Annotated in this window: 10 protein-coding genes; 8 read left to right on the top strand and 2 right to left on the bottom strand. The window is 62.3% G+C overall.

Features of this window, described 5'->3' with window-relative positions; all coding sequences use genetic code 11:
• Positions 1 to 63: 63 nt before the first annotated feature.
• The 3 genes from M1E02_RS14065 (at position 64) to M1E02_RS14055 (ending at position 3,284) form a co-directional block, all read left to right on the top strand.
• Positions 64 to 1,953 (top strand): HNH endonuclease signature motif containing protein, encoded by a 1,890-nt coding sequence (locus M1E02_RS14065; protein WP_479374859.1) that lies wholly within the window; start codon positions 64 to 66, stop codon positions 1,951 to 1,953.
• Positions 1,954 to 2,448: 495 nt separating this feature from the next.
• Positions 2,449 to 2,658 carry a DUF4177 domain-containing protein gene (locus M1E02_RS14060; protein WP_479374858.1) on the top strand — a complete coding sequence of 70 codons (210 nt, stop codon included), beginning with the start codon at positions 2,449 to 2,451 and terminating at the stop codon, positions 2,656 to 2,658.
• A gap of 128 nt (positions 2,659 to 2,786) precedes the next feature.
• Positions 2,787 to 3,284 carry a DEAD/DEAH box helicase family protein gene (locus tag M1E02_RS14055; protein ID WP_479374857.1) on the top strand — a complete coding sequence of 166 codons (498 nt, stop codon included), beginning with the start codon at positions 2,787 to 2,789 and terminating at the stop codon, positions 3,282 to 3,284.
• Positions 3,285 to 3,348: 64 nt separating this feature from the next.
• Here the strand turns inward: M1E02_RS14055 and M1E02_RS14050 are convergent, their stop codons facing one another.
• A complete protein-coding gene (locus tag M1E02_RS14050; RefSeq protein WP_479374856.1) occupies positions 3,349 to 5,793 on the bottom strand; it encodes an Ig-like domain-containing protein in 2,445 nt (814 codons plus the stop codon).
• A gap of 26 nt (positions 5,794 to 5,819) precedes the next feature.
• Positions 5,820 to 6,446, bottom strand: a complete 627-nt coding sequence (locus tag M1E02_RS14045) for a hypothetical protein (RefSeq protein WP_479374855.1) — start codon at positions 6,444 to 6,446, stop codon at positions 5,820 to 5,822.
• A gap of 318 nt (positions 6,447 to 6,764) precedes the next feature.
• Here M1E02_RS14045 and M1E02_RS14040 point away from each other — a divergent pair, with 318 nt between their 5' ends.
• From M1E02_RS14040 to M1E02_RS14020, 5 genes are all read left to right on the top strand, one after another.
• Entirely contained in the window at positions 6,765 to 7,775 is a 1,011-nt protein-coding gene (locus M1E02_RS14040) for a bifunctional riboflavin kinase/FAD synthetase (RefSeq protein WP_479374854.1), read from the top strand.
• A gap of 29 nt (positions 7,776 to 7,804) precedes the next feature.
• Positions 7,805 to 8,659 (top strand): tryptophan 2,3-dioxygenase, encoded by an 855-nt coding sequence (gene kynA, locus M1E02_RS14035; protein WP_479374853.1) that lies wholly within the window; start codon positions 7,805 to 7,807, stop codon positions 8,657 to 8,659.
• Positions 8,660 to 8,727: 68 nt separating this feature from the next.
• Entirely contained in the window at positions 8,728 to 9,951 is a 1,224-nt protein-coding gene (kynU, locus tag M1E02_RS14030; protein ID WP_479378161.1) for a kynureninase, read from the top strand.
• A 247-nt stretch (positions 9,952 to 10,198) separates the two neighbouring features.
• The gene (gene rpsO, locus M1E02_RS14025; protein WP_247048644.1) at positions 10,199 to 10,468 is read left to right on the top strand and encodes a 30S ribosomal protein S15; all 270 of its coding nucleotides are present in this window, start codon (positions 10,199 to 10,201) and stop codon (positions 10,466 to 10,468) included.
• 247 nt (positions 10,469 to 10,715) lie between these two features.
• Entirely contained in the window at positions 10,716 to 12,983 is a 2,268-nt protein-coding gene (locus tag M1E02_RS14020) for a polyribonucleotide nucleotidyltransferase (protein WP_479378160.1), read from the top strand.
• Positions 12,984 to 13,114 lie beyond the last annotated feature (131 nt).

Genomic DNA, 13,114 nt, shown 5'->3' with positions numbered 1-13,114 from the left:
GCTGACCATGCCGCCTAAACCGTTGCGCCCTAAAATGTCGTACCCCTTTGGCAGAGTTGTTCCATGGAAGCCATGGGGGAACTTGCAGCAGCTGGCGTAGTGCGCCGGCGGCAGTTGAGTGCCGTCCCTGTTGGACCTCCTCTGCTGCCCGTTCGAGGTTTGCGAAGCATCCCAGCGTCTAATTCGGTTCCCCTGGCGTCGGAGCCCACGGTTTCCATGCAGTCAGAGTCCGACGGCGTCTTCGACGGCGGTGCCTCCGGTGTGGTGGCGGCGAGTCTTGAGTTGTTGGGAACGGCGCGGACGACGGCGGCCGGTGAGCTCGCACTGTCCGGTTTCACTGACGCGGCGGACTTCGCCGGCCAGGTCGAGGAACTCTCCCGTACGGTGGAATACCTCCAGGTCCTCGCCGCCGCAGCGGTGGACCGCACCCGAACCGAAGCCGCCAACTCTCCAACTGCCACCGCAAACAATTCCTCCACAGGAACCAGTTCCGCCGCCGGGTGGACCACCGGGTGGGGCACTGAAACAGTGGAAAACGGGGCCGGCAGCGCTTCCGGTCGCGGTGCTGCCGGATCTGCTGCTCCTGCCAGTCGCGGGTCTGCTATGCCGGTTGGGGATGGGTGCCGGAACACTGCCGAGTTCCTCCGCGCCCGGCTGCGCATCAGCATCGCAGAAGCCCGACGCCGCCTTGCCCTGGCCGCAGCGCTCCTGCCCTCCACCGGAATCACCGGCCAACCCATCCCGCCCGCCCGGGAAGAACTCGCCACCGCCTACGCCACCGGGGCCATCCCCTCCCGCGCCGCGACCATCATCACCCTCGCCCTCGAACGCGCCCAACACGTCACGGACCAAGACACCCTGAACCGGATGGAACACGCCCTGACCCGCACCGCCACCGAAGAAGACCAGGACTTCCTGACCCGCATCACCCGCCGCTGGGCAGACGCCATCGACCAGGACGGCACCGAACCCTCCGAAGAAGAACTCCGCCACCGCCAAGGAGCCTTCATCCGCCACACCCGCCGCGGACTCCACCACCTCGAAATCTTCGCCACCACCGACCAATACGAAAACCTCCTCACCGCCATGAACACCGCCACCAACCCCCGCCTCCACACACCACCGCCAGGAACAGGGGCAGCTGTGGACCCGGCCGGAGCAGCACCCACAGACGTGGTATCGGATGAATCAGCCGCAGAGACAGCAGCCCTGGATCGCAGGACCCGGCCCCAACGACTCCTCGACGGCCTCATCGGCGCCTGCAAAACAGCCCTCACCACCACCCACCTCCCCACCGCAGGAGGCCTCCGACCCCAGGTCATGGTCACCATCGACTACCAAGACCTCCTCACCCGCCTCAACCACACCAACACCAACACAGGCACAGCCACGCGTTCGGGCGCAGGCCCAGGCACCGGTTCGGGCACAGGGACGGGGACCGGGACGTTCGCGTTCACGGGACCCGTCACCGCCTCCACCATCCGCAAAATCGCCTGCGACGCCGACATCATCCCCATCCTCCTCGGCAGCGAAGGCCGCATCCTCGACATCGGCCGCACCACCCGCATCTTCCCGCCCCACATCCGCAAAGCCATCACCGCCCGCGACCAAGGCTGCACCTTCCCCGGCTGCACCATCCCAGCCCCCTGGTGCGAAGCCCACCACACCACCTACTGGTCACACAACGGACCCACCAGCACCGACAACGGCACCCTCCTCTGCAGCCACCACCACCACCTCATCCACAAAGAACAATGGACCATCCACATGCCCCACGGCATCCCCTGGTTCATCCCACCACCACACATCGACCCCACCCAACAACCCCGACAAAACCACTACTTCCACCAACAACCACCGCAGCCCAACAAACACGCCGGAGTCGATCGAGCCCGGGGTGAATCAAACACGGGGAAGCCGTCAGGTGAACCTGCAGACCGTCCTTGCCGCTGAAGTCACGCCGGCGCCCGGTGTGCTCGTGGTTTTCAGCTGTGCCGTTCCGGTGTGGAACTGCCTCTCACCATCTCTGTCCTTGGGGATGTCTGTCATTAGGGATGACTGTTGCTTCCGGGATGGCAGACGCCAGCGGGGATTCTCGCGTTGAGTCCTTTGATCCGGTCCTGATGCTGGCCCTCCACCGGCGTAGGTGCTGTTAGCGGCAGGCGAAGGGAAAAGCCTGGGTTCGGTCCGATTGGTGCATCCCGCCTCCGTTGCCGTTATCGATCGACTCACTAAACCAAATCATCAGTCCTCGCCTTCCTGAGCACGTTGGCGGCGAGTGCCTTGGCCACGCCGAACACCCATGCAGGGTTGGCATCGTCCAAGACCGACTGGCGGCTGGAGATGGGGATCCGGAAGCGCTAGCGGCTTCCAACAAACGTGAAAGATAGGGCCGATGGCCGGAGTAGCATTGCTCCCAATCGGCCAGCAAAGGAAGGAAGTGGCGTCATGCAGTATGTCGTCCTGCAAGTGATCCTCAAAGAGAAACTGTGGGGAACCGGATCGGGCAACTTGACCGCCTTGGAGAAGGCCATCAACGATCAGGCCGCTAAGGGCTACCGACTCCACACCATAACAACGGCGAGCAGCGGCAGCAAAGGAATGATCGGCGGCGGTGACCGCATCCAGGCAACGCTGGTGTTCGAGAGTCTCGGTTAACCGCAGAGCGAAACGAGCTGCTGCACCTGGAATTTCCACCTTGCCCGGGGCAATCGAGGTCGCCGGGAGAAGGCAACTTCCCAGCTATCGGAGTTAGAGGATGTAGTCCATTCCGTACCATTGGCAAAATGCGCTTAGTGATGTTGGGTGGCGCCCCTGGCATAGGCAAGACCAGTGTGGCGAGAGAGCTCTTGGGATTGGTGGCTGGCGGAGGCCCTTTGGTCCAATGGATCGACGTCGACGCTCTGTGGCAGCACCAACCCTGGCGCGTCGATGACCGGACGAAACTGATGCTCCAGGCAAACCTCCGCGCCGTGCTGGCAAACGCGGATGCGGCCGGCGTAGACGTTGTGATCGTGACCTGGGTCTACCAAAACAGAGATTTTCACAAACTGGTGGCAGACCTGGCTCCGCTGAATTGCGAAAGCGTCACGGTGCAACTCCGAGCGAGCGATGCAGTCTGGCGCGAACGGTTCACTGTTGATGCAGGCCGTCCAGCCATTGACGAATTCTTTGAACATCGCTACCTATCTGCTCAATCGACACCAGCGGATCACTCTATTGAGACTGACGGTTTGGACGTAAACCAGATCGCGTCGATGCTTCTCTCGGTGATGAACTCCTGATAACTCCTATTAGTGGGGGCTGACCGGTTCCGCTGCCGTTCACATGTTCTATCCAATAAAGCGTTTAGAAGTCTGTGTCGAGGGTGCCGGTTTCGGTGGCCGGAGCGATGGAACAGGCGAGGCCAGCTGCGTTAGTGACGGAGGATGTCGGGGTCCAGACCATTGCTGCGGGCGTGCCGGAGGTGTGAAGGCTTCCGCTGCCGCTGGCTGCGTTGCCGAGTGTGATGGTGACGATCGTTCGGGTGGCTCCGTCGATGTTCACAGTGGTGGCGGTCATGGTGGCGTTGTAAGTGATGCTCCTGCGGTTCTTGGCGAAGTTTCCCTTGGTGTTCACGGCGCCAAGGTTGACTGTGCTGCCCGGCCGCTGTACATCGATGGTGTCCCCGCTGTTGCCCAGGCCCAGGATATTCCCGTCCCGCAGTCGGACCGTCACGGGCAGGGAAGCGCCGCCCCACCCCGGGGTGACGGAGCTGAGGTTGATCTGCTGGCTGTACGTGAAGTCCAGGGTGTCGCCGGCGTCGATCCTGCCCGGTTGGCCGCTGTTGTTGGCGGACTGGACGTCCACTGCTCGAAGTGGACTGTTGTCGACGCGCCGTCCTGGAACGGTGACGGAGATGGTTTCTTTTCCTGCTCCGTCAGTGAGGACTGCACGGATATCGTACGGCCCGTCGCCTACCGTGCTGGTGTCCCAGAGGCACGTATAGGGTGCCGCAGCCAGGGTGCAGCGGGTAGTCCAGGTTCCAGTCCCGGCCGGTGCTGTCTGGATCCGGATACTGGCGACGCCGGCCGTCGAGTTCGCGGTTGCACTCAGTGTGACGTTACCTGTGAGGTAAGGGCCGGGATCCTCCACGGATACTGAAGAGACGGTGTTGTCCACCACTCTGTTGGTCACCGCAGTTGATGTGGTGCTGTTCCCTGCCTCATCAGTGGCTATCGCGCGGAAACTGTAAGAGGCGTTGGCGAGGACGGTGGTGTCGAAGCGGCAGGAATACGGCGGCACGGTCACAGCGCAGAGGGGCGCCCACGAAGTAGTGCCGGTACGGGCGTACTGGATCTGTGTCTGGGCGAGGCCTGAGTGCGCATCTGAGGCCACGGCGGTGAAGGTACTGACCCCACGCAACGGGGTGCCTGGGTCGCTCATGGTCACTGTGGGGGCCAGATTGTCCACCAGCACATCAGTGATTGGTTCGGAGTAGGCGGTTGTGGTCCCCGAGATGGCCACGGCGCGGAGGTCGTAGTATTCGTTGGCGAAGCCGCCAGTAAGCCAGGTGCAGTCATAAGGCGCGGTCTGTTTCAGGCAGAGGGTGTTCCACTTGTTTGTTCCTGCCAACGAGTACTCAAAACGGACGGAGTAGGCGGTGCTTCCCGGGCTGTGGAGGATTGCAGCGAGGTTGACGTTGCCGCGCTGGACATCCCCCGGGTCGTTGAGGACAACGGCGAAAGTGTTCGCGACCGTGGTTGATACGGTCGCGGAGGTGCTCCTCAAACCGGAATTGTCTGTCGCTATTGCACGAAGGCTGTATGCACCGTCTGGCAGGCCATTGGTGTTCCAGAGGCAGGAATAGGGTGTACTTTTTGCTGTGCACAGCGTGCTCCAAGTGCCTCCCGGGGGGAGGTACTGGATGGCAACATCGCGGATGCCGGTTTCCGCGTCCCCGGCTTCTGCGGTGAGGGTGACGCTGCCCCGCACAGTGGTGCCGGGGCTGGTTGTGGTCACCGACGGCGGGTTCCAGTCCACAGCCGTGCTGAACGTGCTGGCGGAGTTGACGGTCGCGGAGGTGAACGCCGCTGAGGAAAACGCCGTTGATCCGGCCATAACCAGCACGGCGAGTCCCGCCACGATTCCGCAGGCGGTGCTTGTCCTTAGCAGACGTGAACCGGAATCAGACGGAAGTTTGCGTGGCAGCGGGGTGCCGTCGCCGTCGCCTTTTTGGCCGTTCCCTGAGGAGGGGCTGGGGGCGAAGACGGCGACAGCAACCGCGAACAGTGTCAGCACGCTCCACCACGCAAGTGCGGAGAAGTTCCCCGTGCCCAGCCAGAGCCCGGGGAGCCCGATGGAGGGAATCAGCAGACGGGCCTGGCCCGTGATTTGTTCGGGCTTCAGGGGTGTGCTGTCCACCTGGGCGTTGGCGTCACCTGCGGTGATGAATGTGCCGTCCGGGTTCTCGGCGACGATCCGGTGTAACCGGGTCTTTTCCTTTCCGCCCGGCTCCGCCGCTGCAGGGCTGGTGAACTCTACGACGCCGCCAACCGGGACCTGTTGGGCGGCGTCGAACCCGGCCGCGAGCACGACGTCGCCCGCGCTGATTTTGGGTTCCATGGACCCGCTCTGGACTACGGTGCCGTGCCAGCCCAGCAGGGCAGGCAGCACCGCAATCAGGGCAAGACTCAACATCACGCCCAGATACAGCCGCGAGGCCAAGGAGGCCAGGAACAAAGCCCAGCCGTCAGCCGATATCAGCGGGCCCCAGGGGGAATCCCGGACGGACCCGGGTACCTCCCGGTTCACCAATGACTTCCGCCAGAGGCCTCAGGCTAGGGGACGACCGGAGGAGTGTCCGACTGGAGTTCCCACACCAAGTCGATGCCCACACGTGCCCCCTGCAGGGCATTGATGTCCTCCTGGCTCAGGCCTGTGGTGTCGAAGCGCCACGTTCCCCGGTAGCTCTGCGTCTCGCCCGGCGTGCCGGCGGTCTGCCAGGCTACACCGCCCGTAGCGAAGTCACGGTTTACCGAGGCGAGGGTGGAGATGGGCAGCTCCGGGACGTTGTTCGCGGTTGGGGTGAACCCGGTGCAGTCATTGAAGGATCCGCCGGTACCCTGCTCCAGATCAAAGAAGATCCTGTTCTCCAGGCCCTTCGAGCTGATCAGGTTCTGCGTGTAGGCGCGGACCTCGCCTGGAACGTTGGACTGGGAAGTGACCACGATGCACTTCTGGCCGGTCTGTCCCGGGACAATGTTTTCAACGGTAAAGGCGGCTGCGCCGAGGTCATCATCGTTCAGCACCACGTTTCCCGTGCTCCACGAGCTGCCGGAGTTGCGGGTGGAGGCTGTGAACGCAGCCTGGGAACCCTGCCAGACCATGCCGCCGGCTATCAGGACCGCAAGTGGGCCGGCGCCGAAGAGGGCAATTTTGCGTGCACGAGCAGATGGGGTTTTCATGACTGAGACCTTGTCTTTAGACCGATTGAAAGTATGGAGTTACTTGCCCGGTCCGCCATACGGATCCTCCCAGATGTCCGTTAGCCCCCAAGCACTGACGTCCTCAAGGCTACGCGATAGTGGCCCTTTGCGAAGAAACTCCTTCCCTCGGTGGTTTCTTGACGAGGTCGCCGTCGTGTTGGCTGACCCATCGCGCGGAGTACCGATGCAGGCAATGGCCACTACGTCGGTTGCCGTCGGCATTTGCGGGTAATCTAAAAGTGTTCCGGGCCCTGAGCGGCCCGGTGCGACTCCATGGCAGGCAGTAAGGCGAGGTTGATGGCCCACATCTGGAACGATCTGACTGAGGTCCCGGCGGACTTCGGCCCATCGGTTGTAACAGTCGGAAATTTCGACGGCGTGCACCGCGGGCACCAGCAGGTGCTATCCCAGCTCATCCGTACAGCCCGACTCAACAGTGCCAAGTCCGTCGCGGTCACTTTCGATCCACACCCCGCCCAGGTGCACAGGCCTGAGTCCGCTCCCGAACTCATCATGGGGCTGCAGGACAAACTGGATGCCTTGGGAGAACTTGGCCTGGACGCCGTACTGGTCATGAAGTACTCACTGGAACTCGCGAGCCTGACTCCGGAGGAATTCGTCGAGCAGGTCCTCGTCGGTGCTTTGAAGGCCAGCCATGTGGTGATCGGCCATGATGCCCGGTTCGGCCGAGGCAATTCAGGTGACCTCTCCACCATGCAGGCACTGGGGGAGAAGTTCGGCTTCAACGTCCAGGTCATCAGCGAATTCGGTTCAGAAGGCTACCCGCTGCATGACCCCAAACCAGGGGAGGGCATGAACAACAGCGACGACGGAAACCGCCGCTGTTCCTCTACTTGGGTAAGGGAGGCCCTGCGCGACGGCGACGTCGTCACAGCAGCTGCCGTGCTCGGGCGTCCCCACCGGATGCGCGGCCAGGTGGTCCACGGCGCAGCCAGGGGACGTGCCCTCGGATTTCCCACCGCCAACCTGTCTTCTGATGCCACTGGCTACATTCCTGCTGATGGCATTTACGCAGGCTGGCTGGTGGATCAGGCGGGAACGCGGTGGCCAGCCGCCATTTCCGTTGGCTCCAACCCCACTTTTGAAGGTGTCAGCCGCCAGGTGGAAGCACACGTCATCGACAGGCCGGAAGAGTCCGCAGATGACTTCGATCTGTACGACCAGACAGTAGTGGTTGAGTTCGTGGCCAGGCTGCGGGGAATGGTGGCGTACCGTGGGCCTGAAGCGCTCGTCGAGCAGATGAGCCTGGACGTTATCCAGGCTCACGATCTGCTTGTGAGGCGCTGATTTCCGGCCCTTGGAAGGAAGGCGGCACTGTGGCTGTCGAAAACAACACGCGAAAGCTGGACAAGGGGATTGTGCGCGACTTCAGTTCGCGCATGAGCTACGCCTCGTACCTGCAACTGCCCACACTGCTTAGCGCGCAACAGCCTGTGAGCAGCCCTGAACATCACGATGAAATGCTCTTCATCATCCAGCACCAGACCACCGAACTCTGGCTCAAGCTGGTGCTTCACGAACTTCAGAGCGCTGCCGGGCACCTCCGTGCGGATAACCTCGGTTCGGCACTGAAGGAAATTGCACGCGTCAAGCACATTCAGAGGACGTTGACCGAGCAATGGTCCGTCCTGGCTACTCTCACGCCAACCGAGTATTCCCAGTTCCGCGGCTTCCTCGGTAACTCCTCAGGGTTCCAATCCAGCCAGTACCGGGCCGTGGAATTCGTGCTGGGGAACAAGAACCGTAAGATGCTCCCCGTCTTCGAGTCCGATCCAGAAGCGCACGAACAACTACGTCTCCTCCTGGAGGCTCCGAGCATCTACGATGAGTTCCTGGCTTACCTGCACCGCCAGGGCTTCGACGTTCCTGAGTCGGTGCTGAACCGAGACGTGACCCGCGCCCACGAATTCAGCCCGGAACTCGTCCCCGTCTTCAAATACATCTACGAAAACGCCGCGGATAACTGGGGCGCGTATGAGGCGTGTGAGGAACTTGTAGACCTTGAGGACAACTTCCAGCTGTGGCGCTTCCGGCACCTGCGGACCGTCCAAAGGACCATCGGCATGAAAACGGGCACAGGTGGATCCACGGGTGCTGCCTTCCTGCAGAAGGCCCTGGAACTGACATTCTTCCCTGAGCTTTTTGCTGTCCGGGCGGAGATCGGGCAGTGAAGCGTCCAACACCTGCAGAGGTCGAGCCGAACCCGTCGGTTGAGCCGACCTTCAGCGATGACACCCTTCTGGCCCATGCAAGGCAGCTCGACGCAGAGGATCCCCTGGCCGGGTATCGGGGCCACTTCATCGGAGCGGAGAGCACGCTGTCCTATCTCGACGGCAACTCCCTGGGCCGTCCGTTGAAGAGAACGCGGGAGGACATCAGCCGCTTTATTGAAGAAAGCTGGGGCGGGCGGCTGATCCGGGGCTGGGACGAGGAATGGCTTGACCTGCCACAGGCTATTGGCGACCAACTGGGCCGCTCTGTTCTCGGCGCGGCCGCGGGACATGTAATCATTGCTGATTCCACCACTGTGGTCCTCTACAAGCTGATCAGGGCCTCGCTTGCAGCCAGAACTGACTCCGCCCGAAACGAAATCGTGCTGGACACGGAAAATTTCCCTACCGACCGATACCTCGTTGAAGGAATCGCAAAAGAAGAGGGCCTTACGCTGCGGTGGATCACACCGGATCCGGCCGCCGGCGTCACCCTCGAAGAGGTGCGCGCTGCCACGGGGCAGGCCACCGCCGTCGTCGTCCTGAGCCATGTGGCCTACCGCTCCGGCCACCTTGCGGATCTGCGGGGGATTACGGAAGCAGTGCACGACGCCGGCGCCCTGGTGGTCTGGGATCTTTGCCACTCCGCCGGGTCGGTAGAGATCGAGCTGGACGCCTGCGAGGTGGACTTCGCCGCCGGGTGCACGTACAAGTACCTCAACGGCGGGCCAGGCTCACCCGCGTTCGCCTATGTCAACGCCCGGCACCTTCCCGGCCTGTCTCAACCCATCTGGGGATGGATGGGCCGCAAAGATGCTTTCGAGATGGCGGCCGGATATGAAGCGGCGCCGGGAATCCGGGGTTTCCTGAGCGGAACACCTGCGGTGTTGGCCATGATCGCCATGCGCGGCATGGTGGACCTGATCGAGGAGGCCGGGATGGAGGCCGTCCGGCACAAGTCGTGTCTTCTCACCGGTTTTGCCGTGGAACTGTACGATTCCTGGCTGGCGCCACGGGGAGCCCAACTCTCCACTCCGCGGGACCCGGATCAGCGGGGCAGCCACATCACTGTTGATCATCCGGCGTTCCGGGAGATGACGTCGGTGCTCTGGGAACGGGACATCATCCCGGACTTCCGGGCCCCGCACGGGCTCAGGATCGGATTGTCTCCACTGAGCACATCGTTCAGCGAGCTGTACGACGGCATGACCGCCATTCGCCAGCTGATGGATGACCCACGGCAGAACAGCTGACGGGTGAACGATCGGAGGCAACGGTGAACTGCTGACGGCCGCACGGCCAACAATCTTCGACAACTTCGCTTGCGGCATCCTCTGTTTCGACAAGATTAGGCCGCTGCCGGTAAACTAAACGATGGATCCGGCTGCAGTCCGTGGCGGCTGGTTCCTGTTGTGTAACGGCCTTCTCCGGAAAGTCGGACCAGCATCCCCGGCAGTGAGTTACTGATTCGGGCCTCACGGCACATCTCTAGGAGTTATTGTGGCACTTGACGCCGCTGTAAAGCAGTCCATCATCAAGGATTTCGCAACGTCCGAGGCCGACACCGGTTCACCGGAGGTCCAGGTTGCAGTCCTGACTCAGCGGATCAAGGATCTCACTGAGCACATGAAGGAGCACAAGCACGATTACCACACCCAGCGCGGCCTGCTGGCCATGGTTGGGCGTCGTAAGCGCATGCTGACCTACCTCAAGAACACTGACATTGCCCGCTACCGTGCGCTCATCGAGCGCCTCGGCCTGCGCCGCTAGTCAGATTTAGGGGGCGGCCCTTTCCTGCACGGAACGGGCCGCCTTCTTCACAAAAAATTCAATAGGAGGATCAACCGCATCACGCATTCGCGGTCCTCGGTAGTGATCCCCGGGAACGGCTTCGAAGAACGAAGCCCTGGCCCGTGGGTCTCGATCGATGACCGGGTGCAGTGCAATCCAGTAGACAGATGCTGGGTTGGGTTGATGCGGCTGGACTTCCGTTAAACAAGAAACGGAGGTGACTCTCTTGGAGGGTCCCGAAATCCAGTTCTCAGAAGCAGTTATTGACAATGGCCGCTTCGGCAAGCGTGTAATCCGCTTCGAAACCGGCCGCCTCGCCAAGCAGGCAGCCGGCGCAGCAATGGTGTACATCGACGAAGACACCGCGCTGCTCTCCGCAACCACAGCAGGCAAGCAGCCGCGCGAAGGCTTTGACTTCTTCCCGCTGACGGTCGACGTCGAAGAGCGCATGTATGCTGCCGGCCGTATCCCGGGTTCGTTCTTCCGCCGCGAAGGCCGCCCGTCCACCGAGGCCATCCTGGCCTGCCGCCTCATGGACCGCCCCCTGCGTCCGGCCTTCGTTAAGGGCCTGCGCAACGAGGTCCAGATCGTGGTGACCGTCCTCGCAATCAACCCGGACGAGCTATACGACGTCGTAGCCATCAACGCTTCCTCGATGTCCACGCAGCTCTCGGGCCTGCCCTTCTCCGGCCCCATCGGCGGCGTGCGCGTTGCCCTCGTGGCCGACGAGAACGGCTCACAGTGGGTCGCGTTCCCGAAGCACTCGCAGCTCGAAAACTCCGTCTTCAACATGGTTGTTGCCGGCCGCATCGCCGGCGACGACGTTGCCATCATGATGGTCGAAGCCGAAGCTACGGATAACTCCTGGAACCTCATCAAGGAACAGGGCGCCACTGCCCCCACCGAAGAGGTTGTTTCCGAGGGTCTCGAGGCTGCCAAGCCGTTCATCAAGGCCCTCTGCGACGCCCAGGCTGACCTCGCTTCCCGCGCGGCCAAGCCCACCGTTGAGTTCCCGGTCTTCCTGGACTACGAAGACGACGTCTACGCAGCAGTTGAGGCTGCCGCCGCTGACAAGCTGGCCGCTATCTTCCAGATCGCTGACAAGACGGAGCGCAACGACGCTTCGGACGCGCTCAAGGATGAGGTCACATCTTCACTCGCGGGCCAGTTCGAAGGTCGCGAGAAGGAGCTCTCTGCAGCATTCCGCTCGGTCACCAAGCAGGTTGTGCGCCAGCGCATCCTCAAGGACCAGATCCGCATTGACGGCCGTGGCCTGACGGACATCCGCCAGCTCACTGCTGAGGTTGAGGTTCTGCCCCGCGTTCACGGTTCAGCGATCTTCGAACGTGGCGAAACCCAGATCATGGGCGTCACCACCTTGAACATGCTCAAGATGGAACAGCAGATTGACTCGCTGTCGCCTGTCACGCGTAAGCGCTACATGCACAACTACAACTTCCCGCCGTACTCCACCGGCGAGACCGGCCGCGTCGGTTCCCCGAAGCGCCGCGAAATCGGCCACGGTGCCCTTGCCGAGCGTGCGCTCGTGCCGGTGCTGCCGTCCCGCGAGGAGTTCCCGTACGCCATCCGCCAGGTGTCTGAGGCCCTCAGCTCCAACGGTTCGACGTCGATGGGTTCAGTCTGTGCATCAACCCTGTCGATGCTCAACGCCGGTGTGCCGCTCAAGGCCGCCGTTGCAGGTATCGCTATGGGCCTGGTCTCCGACCAGGTTGACGGCCAGACCCGCTACGCAGCCTTGACCGATATCCTCGGCGCCGAAGACGCCTTCGGCGACATGGACTTCAAGGTCGCCGGCACGTCCGAGTTCGTCACCGCCATCCAGCTGGACACCAAGCTCGACGGCATTCCGGCATCGGTTCTTGCAGCAGCCTTGAAGCAGGCCCGCGAAGCCCGCCTGCACATTCTCGAGGTCATCAACGCAGCGATCGACACCCCGGACGAACTCTCCGAGTTCGCACCCCGCGTCATCGCCGTCAAGATCCCCGTAGACAAGATCGGCGAGGTCATCGGCCCCAAGGGCAAGATGATCAACCAGATCCAGGAGGACACCGGCGCCGACATCTCCATCGAGGACGACGGCACGGTCTACATCGGCGCTACCAACGGTCCGTCTGCAGACGCAGCACGTTCCGCCATCAACGCCATTGCCAACCCCCAGGTTCCGGAAATCGGCGAGCGCTACCTGGGTACGGTCGTCAAGACCACCACCTTTGGTGCGTTCATCTCCCTGACCCCGGGCAAGGACGGCCTGCTGCACATCTCCGAGCTGCGCAAGCTGGCCAGCGGCAAGCGCGTGGACAACGTCGATGACGTTGTTTCCGTGGGCCAGAAGATCCAGGTGGAAATCACCAAGATCGATGACCGCGGGAAGCTGTCCCTGTCACCGGTAGTGGCTGAGGAAGAAGGCGCGGGCGAAGAATCCGAACGCGTTCACGCTTCAGCTCCTTCCGAGGGCGCTGACATCTCCGAGTAGTCAGCAACACCAGCAATAACGGCAGGGCCGGTGGATAAATCCACCGGCCCTGAGCCGTTAAACCCCTGAACCTTTAGAACAGCAGCCGCTGATAGCATTGCAGGCAGATTTGACCTGCACCATTGAAAGGC

This window comes from Arthrobacter sp. Z5-13, from assembly GCF_056499105.1.
This window is presented reverse-complemented; position numbering and strand designations above follow the sequence as displayed.

Excerpts from the sequence above, each read along its gene's own strand:
- M1E02_RS14065 (WP_479374859.1), top strand. The coding sequence starts at position 64 with ATGGAAGCCATGGGGGAACTTGCAGCAGCTGGCGTAGTGCGCCGGCGG.
- M1E02_RS14060 (WP_479374858.1), top strand. The coding sequence starts at position 2,449 with ATGCAGTATGTCGTCCTGCAAGTGATCCTCAAAGAGAAACTGTGGGGA.
- M1E02_RS14055 (WP_479374857.1), top strand. The coding sequence starts at position 2,787 with ATGCGCTTAGTGATGTTGGGTGGCGCCCCTGGCATAGGCAAGACCAGT.
- M1E02_RS14045 (WP_479374855.1), bottom strand. The coding sequence starts at position 6,446 with ATGAAAACCCCATCTGCTCGTGCACGCAAAATTGCCCTCTTCGGCGCC.
- M1E02_RS14040 (WP_479374854.1), top strand. The coding sequence starts at position 6,765 with ATGGCCCACATCTGGAACGATCTGACTGAGGTCCCGGCGGACTTCGGC.